At 67.4% G+C, this 24,162-nt stretch carries 18 protein-coding genes; 6 read left to right on the top strand and 12 right to left on the bottom strand.

Going from position 1 to position 24,162, the window contains the following annotated elements; all coding sequences use genetic code 11:
- The first annotated feature begins 28 nt into the window (after positions 1-28).
- The 4 genes from glgX to treY are packed head-to-tail and all read left to right on the top strand — an operon-like array spanning position 29 to position 9,315.
- Positions 29-2,287 carry a glycogen debranching protein GlgX gene (gene glgX / locus NH14_RS02440; RefSeq protein ID WP_084225811.1) on the top strand — a complete coding sequence of 753 codons (2,259 nt, stop codon included), beginning with the start codon at positions 29-31 and terminating at the stop codon, positions 2,285-2,287.
- A 13-nt stretch (positions 2,288-2,300) separates the two neighbouring features.
- Complete coding sequence (gene treZ, locus NH14_RS02435) at positions 2,301-4,199, top strand: malto-oligosyltrehalose trehalohydrolase (RefSeq protein ID WP_035531458.1); 1,899 nt, start codon at positions 2,301-2,303, stop codon at positions 4,197-4,199.
- The gene (malQ, locus tag NH14_RS02430) at positions 4,196-6,451 is read left to right on the top strand and encodes a 4-alpha-glucanotransferase (RefSeq protein ID WP_035531331.1); all 2,256 of its coding nucleotides are present in this window, start codon (positions 4,196-4,198) and stop codon (positions 6,449-6,451) included. Before treZ ends, malQ begins: the two co-directional genes overlap by 4 nt.
- A complete protein-coding gene (treY, locus tag NH14_RS02425; RefSeq protein ID WP_035531329.1) occupies positions 6,448-9,315 on the top strand; it encodes a malto-oligosyltrehalose synthase in 2,868 nt (955 codons plus the stop codon). Before malQ ends, treY begins: the two co-directional genes overlap by 4 nt.
- Positions 9,316-9,334: 19 nt before the next feature.
- Here the strand turns inward: treY and NH14_RS02420 are convergent, their stop codons facing one another.
- On the bottom strand, positions 9,335-10,774 hold the full coding sequence (locus NH14_RS02420; RefSeq protein WP_035531328.1) for a hemolysin family protein: 1,440 nt from the start codon (positions 10,772-10,774) through the stop codon (positions 9,335-9,337).
- A 232-nt stretch (positions 10,775-11,006) separates the two neighbouring features.
- Positions 11,007-11,768 carry a sensor histidine kinase gene (locus tag NH14_RS02415; RefSeq protein ID WP_035531326.1) on the bottom strand — a complete coding sequence of 254 codons (762 nt, stop codon included), beginning with the start codon at positions 11,766-11,768 and terminating at the stop codon, positions 11,007-11,009.
- Between the two features lie 251 nt (positions 11,769-12,019).
- On the opposite strand from NH14_RS02415, the gene NH14_RS02410 reads away from it, so the two are divergent.
- Positions 12,020-12,361, top strand: coding sequence for an FKBP-type peptidyl-prolyl cis-trans isomerase (locus NH14_RS02410; protein ID WP_035531324.1), 342 nt, complete (start codon positions 12,020-12,022; stop codon positions 12,359-12,361).
- A 36-nt stretch (positions 12,362-12,397) separates the two neighbouring features.
- Positions 12,398-13,213, top strand: a complete 816-nt coding sequence (locus NH14_RS02405) for an AraC family transcriptional regulator (protein WP_035531321.1) — start codon at positions 12,398-12,400, stop codon at positions 13,211-13,213.
- 51 nt (positions 13,214-13,264) lie between these two features.
- Here the strand turns inward: NH14_RS02405 and NH14_RS02400 are convergent, their stop codons facing one another.
- From NH14_RS02400 to trpB, 10 genes are all read right to left on the bottom strand, one after another.
- Positions 13,265-14,125 (bottom strand): MOSC domain-containing protein, encoded by an 861-nt coding sequence (locus NH14_RS02400; protein ID WP_035531318.1) that lies wholly within the window; start codon positions 14,123-14,125, stop codon positions 13,265-13,267.
- A 44-nt stretch (positions 14,126-14,169) separates the two neighbouring features.
- Positions 14,170-15,366, bottom strand: a complete 1,197-nt coding sequence (locus NH14_RS02395; protein WP_035531315.1) for an O-succinylhomoserine sulfhydrylase — start codon at positions 15,364-15,366, stop codon at positions 14,170-14,172.
- Between the two features lie 145 nt (positions 15,367-15,511).
- Complete coding sequence (gene purF, locus NH14_RS02390) at positions 15,512-17,056, bottom strand: amidophosphoribosyltransferase (protein ID WP_035531313.1); 1,545 nt, start codon at positions 17,054-17,056, stop codon at positions 15,512-15,514.
- Positions 17,057-17,131: 75 nt separating this feature from the next.
- Complete coding sequence (locus NH14_RS02385) at positions 17,132-17,626, bottom strand: CvpA family protein (RefSeq protein WP_035531311.1); 495 nt, start codon at positions 17,624-17,626, stop codon at positions 17,132-17,134.
- Positions 17,627-17,632: 6 nt separating this feature from the next.
- Entirely contained in the window at positions 17,633-18,556 is a 924-nt protein-coding gene (locus NH14_RS02380; protein WP_035531310.1) for an SPOR domain-containing protein, read from the bottom strand.
- A gap of 57 nt (positions 18,557-18,613) precedes the next feature.
- Entirely contained in the window at positions 18,614-19,924 is a 1,311-nt protein-coding gene (gene folC, locus NH14_RS02375) for a bifunctional tetrahydrofolate synthase/dihydrofolate synthase (protein WP_035531308.1), read from the bottom strand.
- Positions 19,925-20,136: 212 nt separating this feature from the next.
- A complete protein-coding gene (gene accD, locus NH14_RS02370; protein WP_035531307.1) occupies positions 20,137-21,009 on the bottom strand; it encodes an acetyl-CoA carboxylase, carboxyltransferase subunit beta in 873 nt (290 codons plus the stop codon).
- A 117-nt stretch (positions 21,010-21,126) separates the two neighbouring features.
- On the bottom strand, positions 21,127-21,942 hold the full coding sequence (gene trpA / locus NH14_RS02365) for a tryptophan synthase subunit alpha (protein WP_035531305.1): 816 nt from the start codon (positions 21,940-21,942) through the stop codon (positions 21,127-21,129).
- Positions 21,943-22,002: 60 nt separating this feature from the next.
- Positions 22,003-22,920 (bottom strand): DNA-methyltransferase, encoded by a 918-nt coding sequence (locus NH14_RS02360; protein WP_035531457.1) that lies wholly within the window; start codon positions 22,918-22,920, stop codon positions 22,003-22,005.
- Between the two features lie 21 nt (positions 22,921-22,941).
- Positions 22,942-24,135 carry a tryptophan synthase subunit beta gene (gene trpB / locus NH14_RS02355; protein WP_035531303.1) on the bottom strand — a complete coding sequence of 398 codons (1,194 nt, stop codon included), beginning with the start codon at positions 24,133-24,135 and terminating at the stop codon, positions 22,942-22,944.
- Positions 24,136-24,162 lie beyond the last annotated feature (27 nt).

Here is a 24,162-nt window from a genome sequence, read left to right as displayed (position 1 = left end):
TACAAGAAGCACGAGAAGGAGCATCGACATGGCTAACGGCCTGCCCGAGCGGCTGCTGCCCGGCGCACCCTACCCGCTTGGCGCGACCTGGGACGGACTCGGCACGAACTTCGCGGTGTTCTCGGCGCATGCGTGGCGCATCGAGCTGTGCCTGTTCGACCCGACCGGGCGCAAGGAACGCACGCGCTACACGCTGCCCGAATGCACCGACGAAGTTTGGCACGGCTATCTGCCCGGCGCCCATCCCGGCACGGTGTATGGACTGCGCGCGCACGGCCCCTATCAACCGCATCTGGGCCACCGCTTCAATCCATACAAGCTGCTGCTCGACCCCTACGCGAAGCGGCTGATCGGCCAGTTCCGCTGGTCGGACACGCTGTTCGGCTACCGCGTGCATTCGAACCGCGCCGACCTCTCGTTCGACCGGCGCGATTCGGCGCCCGCCATGCCCAAGGCCGTGGTCACTCACGACGCGTTCGACTGGTCGCGCGACGTGCGGCCGAACACGCCGTGGGGCAAAACCGTGATCTATGAGACGCATCTGCGCGGCGTCTCGATGCTGCGCCACGAACTACGCTCGCACACGCGCGGCACCTTCGCGGCCCTCGCCGCGCCGCACTTCATCGAGCATCTGCACAAGCTCGGGATAACCGCCGTGGAGTTGCTGCCGATGCAGGCCCTGCTCACCGAGCGCTTTCTCTTCGAGCGCGGCCTGCGCAACTACTGGGGCTACAACACGGCCGCGTACTTCGCGCCCGAGCCCTCGTATCTCTCGGGCCACGATCCCGACGAAATGCGCATTGCCGTGCGCCAACTTCACGCGGCCGGCATCGAAGTGATCCTCGACGTGGTCTACAACCACACCTGCGAAAGCGGCGAAGGCGGGCCGACGGTCTCGTGGCGCGGGCTCGACAACGCGAGCTACTACCGCTGCGTGCCGGGCGACGAACGGCATCTCATCAACGACACCGGCTGCGGCAACACGCTCAACCTCACGCATCCGCGCGTGCTGCAGATGGTGGCCGATTCGTTGCGCTACTGGGTCACCTCGTACGGTATCGACGGCTTTCGCTTCGATCTCGGCGTCACGCTCGGGCGCGAAGCGCACGGCTTCGATCCCGCCAGCGGCTTTTTCGACGTGCTGCGCCAGGACCCCGTGCTCTCGCGCGTCAAACTGATCTCCGAGCCGTGGGACGTGGGGCCGGGCGGCTACCAGCTCGGCCATCATCCGCCGGGCTTCGCCGAATGGAACGACCGCTTTCGCGACAGCGTGCGGCGCTACTGGCGCGGCGACCCCGGCCAGCGCGCCGATCTCGCCGCGCGCCTCACAGGCTCCGCCGATCTCTTCGACAAGCGCACGCGCCGCCCTTGGGCGTCGCTCAATTTCGTGACCTCGCACGACGGCTTCACGCTCGCCGATCTCGTTGCGCACGAACACAAGCATAACGAAGCAAACGGCGAAGACAACCGCGACGGCCACAACGAGAACTGGAGCGCGAACTGGGGCGCGGAAGGCCCCACCGACGATCCGGCGATTCTCGATACGCGCGCGCGCGTCGCGCGCTCGATGCTCGCGACGCTCTTCGTCGCGCTCGGCACGCCGATGCTGCTAGCCGGCGACGAAGCGGGCCGTACGCAGCTCGGCAACAACAACGCCTACTGCCAGGACAACGAGCTGTCCTGGCTCGACTGGACCCTTGCCGCAACGCCGCAAGGCGAGGCAATGACCGCGTTCGTCGCGAGCGCGATCGCGCTGCGCCGCGACCATCCCTTGCTGAGGCAGACGCATTTTCTGTTCGGCGACCGCGACGTGCTGCCGGGCGTGCACGACGTGGACTGGTTCGACGAGCACGGTGCGCCACTCTCGCCGGAAGCGTGGCAGGACCCCGAGGCGCGCGCGTTCGCGATGCGGCGCGCAGGGCCAGGACTCGACGGCGAAATAGAAGTATTGTTGATGATGCTGAACGCCGCGGCGCACGCGGTGACGTTCACGGCCGCCGCCCCGCATTTCGAGTGGTCCGTGTTGCTCGACAGCGCGCGCCCCGCGGAGCCGCCGCACGCCTTGCCCGGCACGAGCGTGGAAGTCGCCGCGCACACGCTCGTGGTGTTGGGCGCGCGGCCTGCGCGTCACGGCGAACCGGGCGCGGCGCAAGACAGCGAGGCTGCGGCGAATGGTCAGGAAAAAGGCGTTGCGCAAGGCGGCGAGACCCCGCCGCCCGACCCGCGCCAGCCGGGTGCGGCGCCCGCTGACGCAGACGCGGAAGCAAACGCAGACGACGACCGTTGAACAGGAATCGGCCATGGCCACGCTATCGCATGATCCGCACGTCCGCCATTACATGCACTGCCTGCCGTTCGGCGCGCAGTTGACGGGGGCCGCGCACGCGCAGCCGCACACGCGCTTTCGTTTCTGGGCGCCCTCGTGCGGCAAGGTGCAGCTGGTGTTCGAAAACGAGGCCTGCGCGCCGATCGACATGACGCCCACCGGCAACGGCTGGTATGAGGCGCAGGCGCAGTGCGGTTCCGGCACGTTATACCGCTATCGTATCGGCGCGGGCCAACTCGTACCCGACCCCGCTTCGCGCTTCCAGCCCCAGGGCGTGCATGGGCCGAGCGAAGTGCTCGACGCGCGCGGCTACGCCTGGCGGCACACGCACTGGCGCGGCCGCCCATGGGAAGAGACAGTCCTTTACGAGCTGCACGTAGGCGCGCTGGGCGGCTATCGCGGCGTCATGAAGCGCTTGCCCGCGCTCGCCGACATCGGCATCACGGCCATCGAACTGATGCCGCTGAACGACTACCCGGGCGAGCGCGGCTGGGGCTACGACGTGGTACTGCCCTACGCGCCGCACGCGGCCTACGGCACGCCCGACGAACTCAAGGCGCTCATCGACGCAGCGCACGGCCTGGGGCTCCAGGTGTTCCTCGACGTGGTCTACAACCACTTCGGCCCGGATGGCAACTGGCTCGGCCACTACGCGAAGCCGTTCTTCAAGGCCGGCAAGCGCACGCCGTGGGGCGACGCGCTCGATTTCTCGCGGCCCGAGGTGCGCGACTTCTACAGCGACAACGCGCTCTACTGGCTCACCGAATACCGTTTCGACGGCCTGCGCATCGACGCCGCGCACGCCATCGACAACCCCGAGTGGCTGCGCGAGCTCGCCGACCACGTGCATGCGCGCGTGGAGCCCGACCGCCATGTGCATCTCGTGCTGGAAAACGAGCACAACGAAGCCAATCTGCTCGAAGCGCATTTCGACGCGCAGTGGAACGACGACGCGCATCACGCGCTGCACGTCATGCTGACCAGCGAATCGGAGGGCTATTACCGCGCTTTCGCCAACAACCCGATCCGCCACCTCGCGCGCGTGCTCGGCGAAGGCTTCGCCTACCAGGGCGACCCGTCGCCGGTGCATGCTGACGCGCCGCGCGGCGAGCCCAGCGCGCATCTGCCGCCCACCGCGTTCGTGATGTTCCTGCAGAACCACGATCAGATCGGCAACCGCGCAATGGGCGAACGCCTGCGCGCACTGAGCGACGATGGCGCGCTGCGCGCAGCCACGGCGCTGCTGCTGCTCTCGCCGCAGATTCCGCTGCTGTTCATGGAGGAGGAATACGGCTCGACACAGCCGTTCCAGTTCTTCACCGCGTTCGAAGGCGAACTCGCCAAAGCTGTGCGCGAAGGCCGCCGCAAGGAATTCGCGGCGTTCAGCGCATTCAGCGACGCGGCGCGGCGCGAACAGATTCCCGATCCGAACGATCCGCAAACCTTCGTGAATTCGTCGCCGCCAGCGGACGCGCCGCTCGACGACGAACGGCGCGCGTGGATGCACTTCTACAAGTCCGCGCTCGCCGTTCGCGCGCGCCTTTTGATGCCACGCCTGCACGATGCGCGGCCGCTCGGCGCGACCGTGCTTGTCGACGACGCCGGCAACGCGCTGAATGCGCTCGTCGCGCGCTGGCGTCTCGCCGATGGCGAGACCTGGACCATCGCCCTGAACCTCGGCCAGGAAGGCGCGCCGCTCGGCGCCCAGCCTGACGGCATGGTCATCTTCGAAACGCCCGAGCGCGCGCGCGATATCACCGATCGCGGCGTGCTGCCTGAAAGCTCGTGCGTGGCATGGCTCACCGGCGCAGTGTCCGAGTACGCGCTCCATCACGACGCGCGCGTGATGCGGCGCGAGGAACCGCTCGCATGAGCACCGCGCGCCGCAGCGAGACGCTCGCCCAGCTCGCGCAACGCGCGGGCTTCGCGGTCGAGTGGACCGACGCGCGCGGCATCGCGCAGCGCGTGCCCGACAGCACGCTCGCCGCGCTGCTCGAATGCGCGGGCCTGCCCTGCGCGAACGCCACGCAGATGCGTCACAGCACTTCGGCCCTGAACGCGGAGCAGTCGTCGCGGCGCCTGCCGCCGCTCATCACCGCCGAATTCGAGAGCGCGATTGAATTGCCGGCTTCGGCGGTGCGCACGGGCAGCCACTATCGCATCGATCTGGAAAACGGCGGGCATATCGAAGGCCGCTTCACTGCGCCGCGCGACGCGCCCGCGCTGCTCGCGCCGCTTTCCGAACCCGGCTATCACACGCTCACGGTCCACGATCACCGCCTGACGATCGCCGTCGCGCCGCCGCGCTGCCATACGCTCGGCGACGCATGGCGCGCGCTCCACGGTGACGCCGCGCGCGTGCCGCCGATCTGGGGTATCGCGGCACAATTGTATGGACTCCGACGCAATGGCGATGGCGGAATTGGCGACTACAGCGCGCTCGCTACGCTCGCGACGCAGAGCGCGCAGCGCGGCGCGCACGCGCTCGCGGTCAGCCCCACGCATGCGATGTTCAGCGCGGATCCGGGCCACTTCAGTCCTTACTCGCCTTCCTCGCGGCTCTGGCTCAACGTCGCGCATGTCGATCCAGCAGCGGTGTTCGGCCCACAGGCCGCGCACGAAGCCATGCGCGAAGCCGCGCAATCGAGCGACACCTCGCGCGAACTCGAAGCGCTGCCGCTCATCGACTGGACGCGTGCGCTGCCGCTCAAGCTCGCGACGCTGCGCGCGCTCTTCGATCGCTTCGACGATACGGAACGCGCCAGCGATTCGCCACACGCCAAGGCATTCGAGGCGTTCTGCGCGCGCGGCGGCGAAGCGCTCGAAGACCATGCGCGCTTCGAAGTGCTCCATGCAGCGATGCTCAAGGAGCCCGGCGGAGCGCGTCACTGGCGCGATTGGCCTGCGCCCTTGCGCGATCCGCGCAGCGAGGACGTCGCGCGCTTCGCCGCGACGCACCGGCGCGACGTGGACTTCCACCGCTTCCTGCAATGGCTCGCGGCGGAAGGTCTCGCGCGCGCGCAACGCGAAGCGCGCGAGGCCGGCATGGCGGTCGGCCTGGTCGCGGATCTCGCTGTGGGCTGCGACGGCGCAGGTTCGCAGGCGTGGGCGCAGCCCGACGACATGCTGCAGCGCGTCTCCGTGGGCGCGCCCCCCGACCTCTTCAATCAGGCGGGGCAGAGCTGGGGCCTCACCACATTTTCGCCACGCGCGATGCACAACACCGGCTTTCGCGCATTCATCGCCATGCTGCGCGCCGCGTTCGCGCACGCGGGCGGCGTGCGCATCGACCACATCCTGGGCCTGCGGCGCCTGTGGCTCGTGCCCGAAGGCGAAAGCGCGCAACACGGCGCGTATCTGCGCTATCCATTCGACGACCTCGTGCGGCTCATCGCGCTCGAATCGTGGCGGCACCGCGCCATTGTGATCGGCGAGGATCTCGGCACCGTGCCGCCGGGCTTGCGCGAGCGGCTCGCCGCGCATGGGCTCTACGGCATCCGCGTGCTGTGGTTCGAGCGCGAGGGCAGCGCGTTTCTCGCGCCAGGGCGCTACGCCACGAACTGCGTAGCCACCGCCACCACGCACGATTTGCCGACCGTCGCGGGCTGGTGGAGCGGCAGCGACATCGACTGGCGCAACCGCATCGGCCAGACGCTCGCGCGCGCGGACGGGCGCGACCCCGTCGCGCTCGAACACACCCAGCGCGCCGCCGACCGCGCCGCGCTGTGGCTCGCGCTGCAGGACACTGGCTTCGCGCCGCGCGACGCCGCCGAGCCTGGGCCATCGGCTGAGAATGCGCCCGTGGACGGCGCGCTCGGCTACGTGGCGGCGAGTGCGAGCCCGCTCGTGACCTGCCCGCTCGAAGACCTGCTCGGCCTCGCCGATCAACCGAACCTGCCGGGCTCGATCGACGAGCATCCGAACTGGCGCCGCCGCCTGCCGCTGCCCGTCGACGCCCTGTTCGACGATCCTGCGTTCGCCGCGCGCGTGCGGACCGTTGTGCGCGCGCGGGCGCTGGCCGCAGGAATTGAAACTGAAGCCGTCGCGGCAACAGCAGCAGCAGGCGGCACCTCCGCGAGCCCGGGCGATACGCCGGCCGCGCCTTCGATGCGCTCCGAGCCATGACACGCCCACGCGCCACGCTGCGCCTGCAGCTTCATCAGGGCTTCACGTTCGACGACGCGCTCGCGCAACTCGACTATTTCGCCGCGCTCGGCGTGAGCCATCTCTATCTTTCGCCCATCACGACCGCGCAGCCCGGCTCGCTGCACGGCTACGACACGGTCGACTACGGCACCGTGAGCGAGGAACGCGGCGGCGAGGCGGCGCTGCGGCGCCTCGCCGATGCGCTGCACGCGCGCGGCATGGGCCTCATCGTGGATCTGGTGCCCAACCACATGGGCGTGGGCGGCGCGCACAACGCGTGGTGGCTCGACATCCTCGAATGGGGACGCCATAGCGCGTTCGCCCGCTACTTCGACGTCGACTGGCATTCGCCCGACCCGGTGCTGCGCGGCAAGGTGCTGATGCCGTTCCTCGGCGCGCAATACGGCGACGAACTCGCTTCAGGCCGCATCGTGCTGAAGTTCGACGCAGCGCTCGCACGCTTCTACGTGCAATACGGCCCGCACATCTGCCCGATCTGCCCGGCCGATTACGCGACGCTGCTGCAAGCCGCCAGCTGCGTGGATCCCAACCTGCTCCAGACGCTTGCCGCGCCGTTCCATGGCCTCACCACGCAGCCCGACGACCAGGCGCGCGCCGCCACCGCGCGCGCGGCGCTGCGCGAGTTCGTCGAGCGCGAAGGCAGCGCCGCCATCGACGCCGCGCTGCAAGCGCACGCGGGCAACCACCCCGCCACGCGCGAGCGCCTGCACCGGCTGCTAGAGCGCCAGCACTTCCGGCTTGCATGGTGGCGCACCGCCACGGACGAAGTGAACTGGCGGCGCTTCTTCGACATCAGCGCGCTCGCGGGCGTGCGCGTGGAGCGCCACGACGTGTTCGAATCCGTGCACAAACTCGTGTTGCGCCTTTACGCCGATGGCGTGATCGACGGCCTGCGCATCGATCATATCGACGGCCTCGCCGATCCGCGCGAGTATTGCGAACGATTGCGCCAGCGGCTCGCTTCGTTGCGCGCGCAACCACCATATATTGTGGTCGAAAAAATTCTCGCGCACGGCGAGCCGCTGCGCGAGGACTGGCCCGTGCAAGGCACGACCGGTTACGACTTCATGAACGACGTAGGCGCGCTGCTGCACGACCCTGCGGGTGCCGCGCCGCTCGCCGCGAGCTGGGCCGCGATCTCGGGGCAGGACGTCGCCTTCGCGCAAGTCGCGCTCGATGCGCGCCGCGAAGTGCTGGCCGCGTATCTCGCGGCGGAGCTCGATCACGCGGCGCGCGCACTGCACCGCATCGCACGCGAGCAGCTCGCCACGCGCGACTTCACTTACGCGAGCGTGCACCGCGTGGTCGCGCAACTGGCGATGCACTTTCCGGTCTATCGCATCTATCCGGTGAACGGCCTGCGCAGCCCCGAGGACAACCGCTATTTCGATCCCGCGCTGCAAGCGGCCCGCAAGGCGCTGCCGCGCGCGAGCCTCGCCTCGCTCGATCAGGTCGATGCCTGGCTTGGCGCGTACGCGCCGCCTGCGGCCGCAACGAATGGCAACAACGCGAGCGCGGCCAGACACCCCGCACAGGGCCCAGCACCGCTGAGTCATGCACTGATCGCACAGCGCACCGCGCTGACGCTGTTCTCGCAACTCACCGCGCCGCTCGCGGCGAAAGCTGCCGAGGACACCGCGCTCTACCGCTACGGCAGACTGCTCTCGCGCAACGAAGTAGGCGCGGACCCCGACGACTTCTCACGCAGCATCGAGGATTTCCATGCAGCAAATGCGCTGCGCCAGCGCCGCTTCCCGTTCGCCTTGCTCACCACGGCTACGCACGACCACAAGCGCGGCGAGGACGTGCGCGCGCGGCTTGCGGTGCTCAGCGAAATCGCCGACGAATGGAGCGCGACGCTGCGCGCGTGGTCAACGCTGAACCAGCCGCAGCGGCGCAACGACACGACGCCTTCATCGTCATCGTCGTGCGCGGAAGGAGAATGGGCGCCGGGCCCGGCGGCCGAAGCGATGCTCTATCAAACCCTGGCGGGCTGCTGGCCGCCCGATCTCGACGCGAGCGACGAAGCGCGCGTACGCGAATTGGCCGAGCGGGTCGCGCAATGGCAACTGAAGGCGCTGCGCGAGGCGAAGCAGCGCACGAACTGGCTCGCGCCCGACGAGACCTACGAATCGGACTGCCAGGCATTTCTCTTCGACATTCTCGCACCCCAGCGGCGCGACGGCTTCCTGCAGGCACTCGCCAGCTTCGTGGCGCGCATCGCGCCGGCCGGCGCCGTCAATACGCTGCTGCAAACCGTGCTGCGCCTGAGTTCGCCCGGCGTGCCCGATCTCTATCAGGGCACGGAGCTATGGGATTTCAGCCTCGTCGATCCGGACAACCGGCGGCCCGTGGATTTTGCGTTGCGCACGGCGGCGCTGGACAGCCAGGCGCCCGCCGCAAAACTTGCGCACTGGCGCGATGCGCACGTGAAGCAGGCCGTCATTGCGCGTCTGCTCGCGTTGCGCGCGCGTGCACCGGCATTGCTGACCGAAGGCGAGTACTGGCCGCTCGAAGTGCGCGGCGCGCAGGCCGCGCACGCGATTGCATTCGCGCGCCGGCACGGCGAGACGTGGGCCGTGGTGATCGGCACGCGGCATGCGGCGGCGCTGCTCGAAGGCGATCTGCCGCTCGTCGAACCCGCGCGCTGGGACGATACGGCGGTCGCGCTGCCGGGAGCGTGCCCGGCAGCGGCGCTGCACGACTGGTTGAGCGACGCAACCCGCGCCGCGACTCGGCACGATCAGAACAACGTGCTATTTCTGCGCGAGGTGTTGAGCGCGCTGCCCGTCGCGGTGCTGTCGACTCTCACGCCAGCCTGAGGCCAACCTCGGCGCGAACTCAGCCGCCCTCGTCCTCCAGATCCTTCGGATACACGCGCACGAGCACGATGCGCGGCCCCTTCATCTTCTTGACGACGATGTCGAAGCGGTCGAACTCGACCCGCTGCCCCTCGGTGGGCAGATCGTTGAGCGCATGAATCACGAGGCCGCCCACCGACTCCGCGCGCCCTTCGTCGATATCGATGCCTAGCGCCTGCTCCAGCGACACCACCGGCAAGCTGCCGCGCCCCATCAGGGTGCCGTCGTCCATGCGGGTCCAGTCGGTGTCGGCCTGATGGAATTCGTCGTGAATCTGGCCCACCAGCGCGCCGAGCATATTGTCGAGCGTGAGAAAACCGCCCGGCCGCATGCCCTTGCGCCCGACCAGCGCGAAGTGCGGCCCGCCCTTGCGAAAGCGCCGGAACAGCGCGAGCGCGGGCGTCTCGGGCTTCACGTACTGCACGGGGCGCACGAACTTGCCGAGGTCGTCGAGTGCGTGGCCCGCCTCGCGCGCGAGCAGCAGATCCTTCAGGTGAATGAGGCCCGCCACGCGCTCGCCCGAGGCGTCCTCGAAGAGCGGATAGCGGCTGAAGCGATGGCGCGCGACGATCTGCATGTTCTCGGCGAGCGACAGGTCGCGGCGCAGGCCCACCATCTCGTGCCCGGGGCGCATGAGATCCGAAACCGTCAGGCGCGAGAAGTCCAGCGAATGCGCGAGCGCGTTCCATTCGTCGGCGCTGTACGTGTCCGCGCCATGCGCCGCGCCTGCCGCGCTCCCGGCACGCCTCGCGCGTCGAGCGAAACCGCCGGCGCGGCCGTCCACCAGCGCACGCGCATCGGCTTGCGCGCGCTCTTCGGCCTGCGCCTCCTCCGCCGAGCGGCGGCTGCGCAGAATCAGCTTGAGTTCGTCGGTCGAGTAATGCGCCTCGGTGCCGTGCTCCGCCGAAAGGCCCACCAGTTTCAGCACCGCATTCGCGCTCGAATTGAGCACCCAGATGGCCGGATACATCATCCAGTAGAAACCGTACAGCGGCGCGGCGGCCCATAGCGAGATCTTCTCGGCTTCGCGAATCGCGAGCGACTTGGGCGCGAGTTCCCCCACCACAATGTGAAGGAACGAAATCACGGTAAACGCGAACGCCAGCGAAATGGCGTGGATCAGCTCAGGCGAACGCACGCCCACGAGATCGAACACGGGTTCGAGCAACTGCGCGAAGGCCGGCTCGCCGATCCAGCCGAGGCCGAGCGAAGCGAGCGTGATGCCGAGCTGGCACGCGGAAAGATAGGCATCGAGCTGGCCATGGACCTTGGCGAGCAGCCGCCCGCGCAAGCCGTGCTGGGTCGCCAGGCTTTGCACGCGCGTCGCGCGCAGCTTGACGAGACCGAACTCCGCCGCGACAAAGAAACCGTTGAGGGCAACAAGCAACAGCGCGCCGGCGAGAGCGATAAGCTGACTCAAGAGAAAGGGCTCCGGGAAACGAATCGCTCAGTATAAGGGTGAAAGAACCCTGTAAGGCCTGGACGGGCGGGCCGGATTGCCCATGTGGCTAAGCCCGTGCGCCCGACGCGACGCGCTTGCAGCGCGCCTGCGCCGCGAGACCGATGCCCATGCGGCCTGACGCCGCGCCCGGATCGCGCGGTTCGAGCGGGGTTGTTAAACGCCCGCGCCGGAGGAGCCCGTCACGAGCCTGTTATGCGCCGCTGACTGGCACGTTCAGCGTGAGCGCGGCGGCCTCGCCTTCCACTAGCGGACGCGCCTCGAAGCGCCCGCCATGCGCCTCGGCCACGCGCTGGCACAGCGCCAGCATCCACGGAGCGCGGCCCGCCTCCTGCGGCTCGCGCGCCTGAGCCCGGGCGAATGCTTCGAACAAATGCGGCAGTGTCTCGTCGGCGAGCGCCGCGCCGTTCGCCTGCCAATGCACCTCGAATTGAGCGGCCGTGGCCGTCGCGCTCACGTCCAGCGTGATCACCGCGCCCGGCGTGCTTGCCTCCGTCGCGAACGCCAGCATGAGCCAGAGCGCCTGGCCGATGCGCTCGCGCGCGGCGTCGAGCGTCGCGCCGGTGGGCACGCCCTGCACAGAGAGGCTGACGCCGCGCGCGTCGGCGAGCGCGCGGCGCGCCTCGTCCTGAGTTTCGTCTATCAGCGCGTCGAGCGCGAACGGCGCGCGCTCGATGTGCAGCTTGCGTGTCTCGGCGCGCGTCTTATCGACGAGCGTTTCGAGCAGTTGCACCTGCTGCTCGACGCCCGTGCGGATGCCCGCGAGCGCGCGCTGCGCGGCGGCATCGGCGCCGTCGATCTTGCGCTCGAGCACATAGGCCCAGCTATGGATTGCGTTCAGCGGACTGCGCAAGTCGTGCGACACGCGCGAGAGCACGTGATCGCGCATGAACAGCGCGGCTTCGGCACACAAATGCGCCGTGCGCTCGCTCGGGGTGGGAGAGGTGGACGCCATCGGATTCCTTTTCTTTCGCTCGCCGGGGGCGGGCCCGCCCCAATTATAGGCAGCGATGATGGATTGGCTTCGCTGCGCCTTCGTCTCATGCGGCTCGCGCCGCCGGACGCCCCACGCGCACCGCACGCGACGTGCCTGCGAAGGCGCATGGAGCCGGGGCATACGCGAAGCACCCGCGGGCGGGGCGCCTCGCTCGCCCTGCAAAGCGCCTACAATAACGCTTTTCCTTTTTTCCGATTCAGGAGTGTTCCATGTCCATCGTGACCACCGCATCCGGCCTCAAGTACGAAGACCTGACCGAAGGCAGCGGCGCCGAGGCGAAGGCCGGCCAAACCGTCAGCGTGCACTACACCGGCTGGCTCACGGACGGCCAGAAGTTCGATTCGAGCAAGGACCGCAACGACCCGTTCGCCTTCGTGCTGGGCGGCGGCATGGTCATCAAGGGCTGGGACGAAGGCGTGCAGGGCATGAAGGTGGGCGGCGTGCGCAAGCTCACGATCCCGCCGCAACTCGGCTACGGCGTGCGCGGCGCGGGCGGCGTGATTCCGCCGAACGCCACGCTCGTGTTCGAAGTGGAACTGCTCGCCGTTTAAGCCTCGCTGAGCAGCGCGCTCCACGCATCGTTCGCCATGAATCCGCATCACGCCTCATCGGTCGCCGCGCCCGGCATCGCCTTGCGCTGCTACGGCGCAATCGAGGAAACCGACGTGCACGATTTTCACCAGATCGTGCTGGGGCTCGACGGCGAGATGGTGATGACGGTGGACGGTGTCGGCGAGCGCATCGACCCGCGTTCGGCCTGGCTGATTCCGGCCGGTGCGCGGCACGATTACGCGGGTATCGGCGAGAACCGCCTGCTCGTGCTGGACTTGCCCGCCGCAGCGCTGGCGGTGCCCGAGCGGCTCTTCGACACGGCGCGCGCCGTGCGCATCGACCCGGCGCTCACGCAGCTAGTGCGCGAGATTGCCTCGCAAGCACAACGTAGCGATACGCCGGCACACGGCACGCACGCGAGCGCCGATCCGCGTGCGCGCCGCTTTCACTGGGACGCCTCGGCGCAATTGTGCGCCGCCGTGCTCGCGCAGGCGGGCATCGCCGGCAGCGACGCCTTCGAAGCCGCGGCGGGCCTCGACTTCGCGCGTGTCGACCGCTGGCTGCGCGCACATCTCGCGGAGCCGTTGCGCATTGCCGATCTGGCCGCGCATTGCGGCTTCGGCATGCGGCGCTTTCATCAGCTCTTTATCGAAGCGTTCGGCGAGACGCCGCATCGCTATTTGCAGCGCCTGCGCCTGGACACCTCGCTCATGCTGCTCGCGGATCCGCGCCTCTCGCTCACGCACATTGCGCTGGAAGTAGGCTTCGGCGACCAGAGCGCGTTCACGCATGCGTTCACGCGGCGCTTCGGGTTCGCGCCCGGGCAGTGGCGCGCGCTGCCGGCGCACTGAGCGCCGGCTAGACGCGATTCGACACCAACCCGCGCGCACTCCGCTGCGCCATCATTCTTCGAAGCGGTATTCCCACTGCGCCTGCGCGCCCACCACGAGACGCTCGCCCGCGCCCGCGACCACCATCGCGTTCTGCCCGAACGTGAGCCCGCCATCCACGCGCGGATCGGCGCGGAACGCCGCGAGCGTGTCGAGCGGCTCGGCGGGCCACTGGGCATCGCGCTCGCCCGTGCGCTGATCGATCGTCGTGATCGGGCAGCGCGCACACGGCTTGGCGAAGCGCAGCACAATGCCGCCGCCATCGATCGACAGCGTGTCGATAAAGTCTTCGTCGAATGCATCGACGCCATCCACGACGATGTTCGGGCGGAAACGGCTCATCGGCACCGGCGCTGCGCCCTTCGCCGCGAGACGCGCGTTCAGGTCCGCCAGCGACGCTTCGCTCGCGACAAGCAGCGGAAAGCCATCGGCGAACTGCGTGGGCACGTCCTCGTCGTTCGTCCACTGCCTGCTCGCGAGGCGCGTAACGTCCGGCGCAAAACGCACCAGGCGCACCGCCACGCCAAGCGCCTGCGAAAACCACCGCGCGGCTTCATCGCCTTCGTCGAGGGCTTCGAAGGAGTCCTTCCAGACCGTCACCCGCATGCGCGCTTCGTTGCCGCGCGGCGTGAAAGAAAGATCCAGGGGCGCGTCCATGTCCGTCATCGTGAGACGCACGCCGCCCTCGACGAACGCCGGCACGATGCGCGCCATCGCTGCGATTTCGCGCTGCGAGACGAAGCGGCCGTTCTCGTCCACCACCATCCAGTGACGGTCCCATGGCAACCCCTTCGCGTCGAGCTGCGCGCGATCGAGCGCGATCGCGCCGCAGGACTTCACCGGATAAACGAACAACGCTCGAATGACGGCCATGACGAACTCAATAACAAGAAATGCGTAATTTGAATGTGCGGCTCTTACTGCGCCGCGTCGAGCCCATGCGCGAGATCGCGGCGCACGTCACGCGGATCTTCGAGGCCCACCGCAAGCCGGATCAGCCCTTCGGTAATACCCGCCGCAGCGCGCGCCTCGGGCGTGATGCGGCCATGCGTGGTAGTGGCCGGATGCGTGATGGTCGTGCGCGTATCGCCGAGATTGCCGGTGATCGAGCAGACCTTGGTACCGTCGATCACGCGCCAGGCGTTCGCGCGCTGCGCTTCGGGCGTATCGCCCTTGAGCTCGAACGAGACAATCGCGCCGCCCGACTTCTGCTGGCGCATCGCGAGCGCGTGCTGCGGATGCGATTCGAGCCCCGGATAAAAGACGCGCTTCACAGCCGGATGCGCCTCGAGCCACCGCGCGATTTCGAGCGCGTTGGCCGATTGCTTCTCCACGCGCAGCGAGAGCGTCTCCAGGCCCTTGAGCAGCACCCACGCATTGAACGCGGAAAGCGTCGGGCCCGCGCTGCGCACGAACGGGAACACCGTTTCCATGATGAACTGCTTCGAGCCCACCAGCGCGCCGCCCAGCACGCGGCCCTGGCCGTCGAGGAACTTGGTGGCCGAGTGCATCACGACATCGGCGCCGAACTTGAGCGGCTGCTGCAACGCCGGGCTGCAAAAGCAGTTGTCGACCACGAACAGCGCGCCGGCCTGCTTCGCAAGCTTGCCCACCGCTTCGATATCGGCCACTTCGGTGAGCGGGTTCGACGGCGTTTCGAGGAAAAACATCTTCGTCTCGGGGCGCACGGCGTTCTTCCACGCGTCGAGATCGGAAGGATCGACGAAGGTGGTCGTGATGCCGAAGCGCGGGAAGATCTGCGAGAACATGCCGAGCGTCGAACCGAACAGGCTGCGCGAGCTCACGATGTGATCGCCCTGCTGCAACGCCGCCATCACCACCGACATGATCGCGGCCATGCCCGAGGCCGTGGCCATGCACGCCTCGCCGCCTTCGAGCGCGGCCAGGCGATCCTGGAACATGGTGACGGTCGGATTCGTGAAACGCGCGTACGTGTAGCCGGTTTCGGAGTGCTTGAAGCGCTCGGCCGCCTCGGCGGCGCTGCCAAAACAGAAACTCGACGTGAGAAAGAGCGCTTCCGAATGTTCGTTGAACTCGCTGCGCAGCGAACCCGAGCGCACCGCCAGCGTGTCGAAGTTGAGGTCGTCGTTCATATTCGCATTTTCCGTTTCGTGAAGCCGCCGTGCCTGAAACAGGCGCAAAAAAGCCCGCTTTTGCGTCGGCAGAAGCGGGCTCTCTGGAACTGCGTGGAGTTCGGCGCGGCAAGCGCGCCATGCACGCGCTCCCCGTTCGCTACGCTTACTCCACCGAGAGTTGTAGATGCAGCTGCGAGCGCGTGCCGCCGTCCATCGCGTCGCTCGCGGCGTCGCGGTCGGACTGCGCCTGGGGTGCCAGACGCGCCAGCTCGATCTTGTCCAGATACGCGCTCGTGATGTCGCCGGTGATGTAATCGCCGTCGAAGCACGAAGCTTCGAACTCCGTAAGTTCGGGATTGATGTCGCGCACGGCCTGCTTGAGCGCCTCAACGTCCTGATACACGAGATGGTCCGCGCCGATGATGCGCGCCACTTCTTCGTCGGTGCGGCCATGCGCGACCAGCTCGCCGCGCGTGGGCATGTCGATGCCGTAGACGTTCGGGTACTTCACGGGCGGCGCCGCCGAAGCAAAGATCACCTTGGTCGCGCCGGCGTCGCGCGCCATCTGCACGATTTCCTGCGAGGTGGTGCCGCGCACGATGGAATCGTCGATGATCAGCACGTTCTTGCCCTTGAACTCGATGCCCATGGCGTTGAGCTTCTGGCGCACCGACTTCTTGCGCATGGCCTGGCCCGGCATGATGAAGGTGCGGCCCACGTAGCGGTTCTTGAAGAAGCCTTCGCGATACTCGACGCCGAGCTTGTTCGCGACCTGCATGGCCGCCGGGCGCGACGAGTCGGGAATCGGCATGACCACGTCGATCTTCACGTCGGGCAGTTCGCGCTTGATCTTCTCGGCCAGATAGTCGCCCATGCGCAGGCGCGCGTTGTAGACCGGCACGCCGTCGATCACCGAGTCCGGACGCGCGAGGTACACGAGCTCGAAAATGCAGGGGTTCAGCTTGGGCGCCGCCGCGCATTGCTGCGCGTGCAGGTTGCCGTCGAAGTCGATGAACACCGCCTCGCCCGGCTGCACGTCGCGCACGAACTCGAAGCCGATGCCTTCGAGCGCGACCGACTCCGAAGCGACCATCCACTCGATGCCTTCCGGCGTCTCGATCTTGCCGATGCACAGCGGGCGAATGCCGAACGGGTCGCGGAACGCGAGCAGGCCGTAGCCGGCGATCAGCGAAACGATCGCGTACGAACCGCGCACGCGGCGGTGCACGCCCGAGACGGCCTTGAAGAGCGCGGCCGGATCGAGTTCGAGGCCCGAGCTCGCGAGCTGCACTTCGTGCGCAAGCACGTTGAGCAGCACTTCGGTATCGGAATTGGTGTTCACGTGGCGGCGGTCCACGCGGAACATCTCTTCCTTGAGCTGCTGCCAGTTGGTGAGATTGCCGTTGTGCGCGAGGATCATGCCGAACGGCGCGTTCACGTAGAACGGCTGGGCCTCCTCTTCGCTCGACGCCGAGCCGGCCGTCGGGTAGCGCACCTGGCCAATGCCGCTGGTGCCGGGCAGGCTGCGCATGTTGCGCGTGCGGAACACGTCGCGCACCATGCCGTTGGCCTTGTGCATATGGAACGTGTTGCCGTTCGCGGTGGCAATGCCGGCCGCGTCCTGACCACGGTGCTGCAGGAGCAGCAGCGCGTCATAGAGGAGCTGATTGACGGGGGAGCGGGAAACTACGCCTACGATGCCGCACATGGCAGGTCCTTCAAAAAAGCGAAATCAGCAGTGACAGTGACGACGCGGTGGTAACGACAGCCGGCCAGTTTCTGGTCAGACGTGAACGTAGGCCGCGAGCGTCTCGGGCAAAAACGGTTTGAGTTCGAGCACGCCCTGCACGGCATAGGGCCGCAGCAGCGCATTGCGCCAGAAGTCTTGCTGGGGCAGCTCGGTCAGTCCCGCGAGGACGACAAGAATCAGCACCAGCACGACGCCTCGCACGAGACCGAACATCATGCCGAGCGAGCGGTCCACACCGGACAAGCCGCTCACCTGGACCAGCCGGCCGAGCAGCGCATTCGCCACCCCGGCCACAAGCACCACGCCGATTACGATCAGCGCGAAGGCGATCAGCCACTGGGTCAGCGCCCCACCCGGCCAGTTCGCCGGGATGAAGGGCACCACGCGATCCACGTAGCGGCACGCCACGATGAGCGCCGCGATCCAGCCGATCAACCCAAAAATTTCGCCGATGAGCCCGCGCCACGCCCCGCGCAGTGCGGACAAACCGATCACCGCCATTACAGCGTAGTCGAATGCCGTCAACATCGGGCGTTATTGTGCCGAACCGTTCGAGCCCGTCATCAGGCCCGCGCCGCGCACCTTCGCGATCGCCTCGGTGGCCGAGGCGCGGTCGGGGAACGGACCCGCGCGCAGCAGCGTGCGCGTCGTGCCGTCGGCTTCCTTGCGTTGCTCGGTATATGCAGGCACTCCTGCGGCTTTCAACTTCGTGACCCATTTATTCGCGGCCGCGTCGCTGCTGAACGCGCCCAGCTGCACCGCGAAGCGAGCGCCCGACGGCGCGGCCGGTACGCCGTCGCCTTCGGCTGCGTTGGCGGCCGGTGTATTCGGCTTGCCGCGCGACGCGACAGCCGTACCCAAAGACGGCGCAGCCGGCTTCGCGGCGGTGCGCGGCGCTTGCGCGGCTTCGGTCGAATTCGCTTGAGCTTGAGCTTGCGTTTGTGCTTGAGCCAACGGCGCGGACTTGGCCGGCGCCGCGGGCTTCGCCTGTGTCGATTGAGCCGCGGTCTGCGCCGGCGCGGCGCCCGAGGCCGCTGCCGAGAGCCCCGAAGCGCCGGGCGTCGCTACGCCCAGCCCGGCCTCAGCCGCAGCGGGATTGTCCGGCGCGACGCCCGCCTGAGTGTCCTCGTCGCGGCGCGCCACGGTCCTGGAGGCCGGGCGGCTCGGAATATTGATGGAGATGTCGTCGGTGACCGGCTTGGGGTGCGAGTCGAGCACCATCGGCAGGATCACGATGGCGGCCAGCACCAGCGCAATCGCGCCAACGAGGCGCCGGCGCGCGCGCTGCTTTTCCGGCAGAGTGGGATCGAGCAGCATCGCCTCGGCGTCGCCGGAGCGGGCCGGCCGGCGGCTGCGCCGCTCCACGCGCGTGTTCTGACTGCTCCGGCGGCGGGAGCCGGCTTCAGAGTCGCGTCGGCTGGGCGCGTCGTCTTTCTTGCCGAACGAGAAAATTCCCATGTATGGCTGCTGTTGGCCTGTGCGTGTCTGTACGTACGGCTGTGATGGACCGCGCGATCAGTGCTGCTGCGACTTTCGCCAGGCCATGACGCCGGCAACCGTCAAAAAACTTCCGAAAACGAGAATTCTATCATTTTCGGTCGCCCGTTTTAGCGCATCTTGAAACGCCGTGGCGGGTGTTTCGTAGCGCGTGATGCTGCTGTCGGGGCCGTCTTCCACGCCGGCCTCGCGCAGCACCGCTTCAAGCTGTTGCGCCGAAGCCGCGCGCGGCAACGGCAAATCGGTCACGCACCAGTGGTCGATCTCGCCCTTCAGATGCGCGACCACGCCCGCGAGGTCCTTGTCGCGCATCGCGCCGAACACCGCGTAGGTGTACGGAAAATACCCCATGCCGGACAAATTTTGCCCAAGGACGGCGGCGGCATGCGGATTGTGGCCCACGTCGAGGATGATCGACGGCTTGCCCGGCAGCACCTGGAAGCGGCCCGGCAGCTCCACGTTGGCGAGGCCGAGGCGAATGTCCTGCGCCGACACCGGCAGCCGGTCGCGCAGCGCCTCGAGCGCGGCCAGCGCCGCCGAGGTATTGATCAGCTGATTCGCGCCGCGCAGCGCCGGATAGGCCAGCGCCGAACGGCGCAGCGAGCGGCCCACGTAGTTCCATTGCTGACGCTCGCTGCCGGCCTGGCCTTCATAGCGGAAATCGCGGCCGAACAGCCACAGATCGGCGCCGATCGCCTGAGCATGGTCGATGAGCGATTGCGGCGGAAACGGATCCGCGCAGATCGCGGGCGCGCCCGGGCGGAAGATGCCGGCCTTTTCGAAGCCGATCTTCTCGCGCGTGTCGCCGAGGTACTCGGTGTGATCGAGGTCGATGCTCGTGACGATCGCGCAGTCGGTGTCGAGCACGTTCACGGCATCGAGACGCCCGCCGAGGCCCACTTCGAAGATCACGGCGTCGAGCCCGCGCGCCGCGAACAGATGCATGATCGCGAGCGTCGTGAACTCGAAGTACGTGAGCGAGACCGGGATGGCGAAGGAGTTGCGCGCGGCCTCCACGGCCTCGAAGTGTGGCAGCAGGTCGGCGTCGCTGGCTTCGACGCCGTCGATGCGCGCACGCTCGTTGAACGACAGCAGATGCGGCGACGTGTGGCAGCCAACGTGATAGCCGGCCTTGAGCAGAATGGTTTCGAGAATCGCGCAGGTGGAGCCCTTCCCGTTCGTGCCGCCGACCGTGAACATCGGGCAATCGAACTTCAGGTTCAGCGCGTCCTTGACCTTGCGGATGCGCTCGAGGCCCATGTCGATGCCGACCGGATGCGCAGTTTCGAGATGCGTGAGCCACGCGTCGAGGGTGGGAAAAGTACTCATCGGGACGATTCAGGGAATTCCATGCACAGCGGCTAATCAGGCAACGGCGCGGGCGTCGATATGTCGATCCGGCGCGCCGCCGTTGCGTACCTGCGCCGCTGCAAAAAACGGCATTATCGCGGAAATGACAACGCGCCGCTTGCTTTCGCTTGCGGCGCGTCTGACAAGGCGCGAAACCCGCAAGTTCCGCGCGCATGCAACCTCCGGTGCGCTCAGGCCACCGCGTCGGCCGGCTGGCGCTGCAGCAGCGCCATCAACTGGGCGATTTCCTCGCGCATCTTGCGGCGGTCGACGATCATGTCGATCGCGCCCTTTTGCATCAGGAACTCGGCGCGCTGGAAGCCTTCGGGCAGTTTCTCGCGCACCGTCTGCTCGATCACGCGCGGGCCAGCGAAGCCGATCAGCGCCTTCGGCTCTGCGATCACGACGTCGCCGAGGAACGCGAAGCTCGCCGACACGCCGCCCATGGTGGGGTCGGTCAGCACCGAGATGAACGGCAGCTTGGCTTCCGAGAGCTTCGTGAGCATGGCCGTGGTCTTGGCCATCTGCATCAGCGACAGCAGGCTTTCCTGCATGCGCGCGCCGCCAGATGCCGTGAAGCAGATGAACGGCACTTGCTGCTCGAGCGCGGTTTGCGCGCCGCGCGCGAAGCGCTCGCCCACCACCGAGCCCATCGAGCCGCCCATGAACGCGAACTCGAAGCAGGCGACCACGCACGGCAGCGTGTGGATCGCGCCGCCCATGACGACCATGGCGTCGGTTTCGCCGGTGTCGTCCATGGCTTCCTTGATGCGGTCGGGGTACTTGCGGCTGTCCTTGAACTTCAGCGCGTCGACCGGAACGATTTCCTGGCCGATTTCATAGCGGCCTTCCGGATCGAGCAGCCCGTCGAGGCGCTCGCGCGCGTTGATCCGCATGTGGTGATCGCACTTCGGGCAGACGTGCAGATTCGCTTCCACATCGTTGCGGTACAGGACCGCTTCGCACTGCGGGCACTTGATCCACAGACCTTCCGGAATGCTCTTGCGGCTTTTCGGATCGGTTTGCTTGATCTTGGGCGGCAGCAGTTTGTCGAGCCAGCTCATTGATGTTGTTTCCTTGATCGTGATGCGCGGGCGCGGACGGCGTGACATCGACCCGGTCTCGATGGACCGGGTTCCGACCCCGACCGCGCATGGCGAAAAAGCGATTTTACAGCAGTCTTATTTTGCGTTGTCCGCAACCGCGTCGAGCGCGGCCCGAATATCGCCCACGAATTGCGTGAGGGCCTCGGCGGCGGTATCGGCCGGCGCCTTCTCGAGCAGTTGCACGATGCGGCTGCCGATCACCACGGCGTCGGAGACTTGCGCCACGGCGGCGGCCGTTTGCGCGTCGCGAATGCCGAAGCCCACGCCAACCGGCAGCGGCACGCGCGCCTTGATCGCCGGAATCTTGCTTTCGATGCTTGCGACGTCGAGGTGCCCCGCGCCCGTCACGCCCTTGAGCGAGACGTAGTAGACGTAGCCGCTCGCGGCTTGCCCCACTGCGGCGATGCGCTGGTCGGTGGAGGTGGGCGCGAGCAGGAAGATCGGATCGATACCGGCGGCCTTCATCATCGAGGCGAACACCACCGACTCCTCGGGCGGATAGTCGACCACGAGCACGCCGTCCACGCCGGCATCCTTGGCGGCGGCGGCGAACGCCTCGGCGCCCATGCGCTCGATCGGGTTGGCGTAGCCCATCAGCACGACGGGGGTCTGCGTATCGGATTCGCGGAAGCGCTTGACGTCGGCGAGCACGCTCTTGAGCGTCACGCCCTTTGCAAGCGCGCGCTCCGACGACTGCTGGATCACCGGGCCGTCGGCCATCGGGTCCGAGAACGGCACGCCGAGTTCGATCACGTCCGCGCCACCAGCAACGAGCGCATGCATGAATTCGACCGTGCGCGCCGGATCGGGGTCGCCGGCGGTCATGAACGGGATCAGGCCTTTCTTGTTGGCGGCGGCAAGCGCCGCGAACGTGGTTTTGATGCGGGACATAGCAGGGTCCTCAGATTCGGTCGTTACCGCGCGGCGCGAGCAAGCGGCGGCGGGGGCGCATCATGCGCCGGCCGCAACAGCCGCGGACACCGCGGCGGACGCACGCGCGGGAGCGGCACTTGCAGCCAGACTCACTCGTTCGTGCGCGATCGCGCAGTAACTTTCGTTAATTTCATAGCCGACGAATTCGCGCCGATGACGCGCGCAGGCGACTGCCGTGGTGCCGCTGCCCATGAACGGGTCCAGCACGCGGCCGCCCGGGGGGCAGCTCGCGAGCACCATGCGCTCGACGATCTCAAGAGGCTTCTGGGTGGGATGATCCACGCGCTCGGCGTGCTGACGGTGCAGCCGCGAAACGGACCAGACGTCCTTGGGGTTGTAGCCGAGCTCCAGCCACTTGCTGCCCTCGAACAACTTGCGCGAACGCGCCTTCTTCGTGACGGCATCGTACGGGATGCGGACGGGATCGAGATCGAAGTAATAATCTTTCGAAACCGCGAAGAAACCGATGTTGTCGTGCACCGAGGTGAAGCGGCGGGTCGTGCCGCCCATGCTGGGTACGCGACGATCCCAGACGATCTCGTTAATCATCGTCATTTTCGACTTCAGATAAACGAAGATCTCGGGCGCGTACTGCCAGGTGCAGAACACATAGAGCGAACCGCTGGCTTTGAGCTTCGGAATCGCCAGGTCGAGCCACGCATACGTCCAGGCGAGAAAGTCCTCGCCCGAACGCATGTCGGAGTCGTTGCCGTAGTCCTTGCCGAGCCCATAAGGCGGATCGGCGACGATCAGATCGATCGAGGCGTCGGGCAGGTTCGCTGCATCGGTCAGGAAATCGCGGTTCAGGAGCCGGATGCTGTCGGGCACTGCGGGCACCGAGGCTGGCGCTTCGGCGGCTGCCACGAGGGCAGCCGTTTCCACACCGGCCTCGCCCGCAGGCGCCGGCATTTGCGGCTCGTCGAACTCGTCACGCATCGCGGGCATCGCTCCGGGCGCTCAGAACTGAATGCCCGATCGCTCGGCGACCGTGTGCATGTCCTTGTCGCCGCGGCCCGACAAGTTCACCAGCAGAACCTTGTCCTTGGGCAGCGTTGGCGCGAGCTTCGCCGCGTACGCGAGCGCATGGCTCGATTCGAGCGCGGGAATGATGCCCTCGATGCGGCAGCAGTCGTGGAACGCCTTGAGCGCTTCCTCGTCGTCGATGGTCACGTACTGCGCGCGGCCGCTGTCCTTGAGCCACGCGTGCTCGGGACCGACGCCCGGGTAGTCGAGACCCGCCGAAACCGAGTGCGTCTCGATGATCTGGCCATTCTCGTCCTGTAGCAGATACGTGCGGTTGCCGTGCAGCACGCCCGGCGTGCCGGCCGCGAGCGAAGCCGCGTGACGGCCCGTCTCCATGCCGTCGCCGGCAGGCTCGACGCCGATCAACTGCACCGAACTGTCATCGATGTACGGGTAAAAGATGCCCATCGCGTTCGATCCGCCGCCCACGCACGCAATCACGGCGTCGGGCTGGCGGCCCGTCATTTCGGGCATCTGCACACGGCATTCGTCGCCGATCACGCGCTGGAAGTCGCGCACCATCATCGGATACGGGTGCGGGCCCGCCACCGTGCCGATGATGTAGAAGGTGTTTTCGACGTTGGTGACCCAGTCGCGCATGGCTTCGTTGAGCGCGTCCTTGAGCGTGCGCGAGCCCGATTCCACCGGCACCACGGTCGCGCCCAGCAGCTTCATGCGATAGACGTTGGCGGCCTGGCGGCGCACGTCTTCCGCGCCCATGTAGACCACGCATTCCATGCCGAAGCGCGCGGCGATGGTGGCCGTGGCCACGCCGTGCTGGCCCGCGCCGGTTTCGGCGATCACGCGCGGCTTGCCCATGCGCCTCGCGAGCAGCGCCTGGCCGATCACGTTGTTCACCTTGTGCGCGCCGGTATGGTTCAGGTCTTCGCGCTTGAGATAAATCTGGGCGCCGCCCAGCATCTCGCTCCAGCGCTGCGCGTGATAGATCGGCGACGGACGGCCGACAAAATGCTTCAACTCGCGTTGATATTCGGCGATGAAGTCGGGATCGTCTTTGAATTTTGCGTAGGCGTCGCGCAGTTCGTCGATCGCCTGCATCAGGGTTTCGGCAGCGAACACGCCGCCATAAGGGCCGAAATGGCCACGTTCATCGGGCAAATTGTACATAAGTCACTCGCTCGACCAACCGGGGCG

This window comes from Paraburkholderia sacchari, from assembly GCF_000785435.2.
Classification (GTDB): Bacteria; Pseudomonadota; Gammaproteobacteria; order Burkholderiales; family Burkholderiaceae; genus Paraburkholderia; species Paraburkholderia sacchari.
Note: the sequence above shows the minus strand (reverse complement) of the source record. Positions and strands in the feature narration are given on the sequence as shown.

Coding starts and splice junctions, on each gene's coding strand:
- glgX (WP_084225811.1), top strand. CDS start 29: ATGGCTAACGGCCTGCCCGAGCGGCTGCTGCCCGGCGCACCCTACCCG.
- treZ (WP_035531458.1), top strand. CDS start 2,301: ATGGCCACGCTATCGCATGATCCGCACGTCCGCCATTACATGCACTGC.
- malQ (WP_035531331.1), top strand. CDS start 4,196: ATGAGCACCGCGCGCCGCAGCGAGACGCTCGCCCAGCTCGCGCAACGC.
- treY (WP_035531329.1), top strand. CDS start 6,448: ATGACACGCCCACGCGCCACGCTGCGCCTGCAGCTTCATCAGGGCTTC.
- NH14_RS02415 (WP_035531326.1), bottom strand. CDS start 11,768: ATGGCGTCCACCTCTCCCACCCCGAGCGAGCGCACGGCGCATTTGTGT.
- NH14_RS02410 (WP_035531324.1), top strand. CDS start 12,020: ATGTCCATCGTGACCACCGCATCCGGCCTCAAGTACGAAGACCTGACC.
- NH14_RS02405 (WP_035531321.1), top strand. CDS start 12,398: ATGAATCCGCATCACGCCTCATCGGTCGCCGCGCCCGGCATCGCCTTG.
- NH14_RS02400 (WP_035531318.1), bottom strand. CDS start 14,125: ATGGCCGTCATTCGAGCGTTGTTCGTTTATCCGGTGAAGTCCTGCGGC.
- NH14_RS02395 (WP_035531315.1), bottom strand. CDS start 15,366: ATGAACGACGACCTCAACTTCGACACGCTGGCGGTGCGCTCGGGTTCG.
- purF (WP_035531313.1), bottom strand. CDS start 17,056: ATGTGCGGCATCGTAGGCGTAGTTTCCCGCTCCCCCGTCAATCAGCTC.
- NH14_RS02385 (WP_035531311.1), bottom strand. CDS start 17,626: ATGTTGACGGCATTCGACTACGCTGTAATGGCGGTGATCGGTTTGTCC.
- NH14_RS02380 (WP_035531310.1), bottom strand. CDS start 18,556: ATGGGAATTTTCTCGTTCGGCAAGAAAGACGACGCGCCCAGCCGACGC.
- folC (WP_035531308.1), bottom strand. CDS start 19,924: ATGAGTACTTTTCCCACCCTCGACGCGTGGCTCACGCATCTCGAAACT.
- accD (WP_035531307.1), bottom strand. CDS start 21,009: ATGAGCTGGCTCGACAAACTGCTGCCGCCCAAGATCAAGCAAACCGAT.
- trpA (WP_035531305.1), bottom strand. CDS start 21,942: ATGTCCCGCATCAAAACCACGTTCGCGGCGCTTGCCGCCGCCAACAAG.
- NH14_RS02360 (WP_035531457.1), bottom strand. CDS start 22,920: ATGCGTGACGAGTTCGACGAGCCGCAAATGCCGGCGCCTGCGGGCGAG.
- trpB (WP_035531303.1), bottom strand. CDS start 24,135: ATGTACAATTTGCCCGATGAACGTGGCCATTTCGGCCCTTATGGCGGC.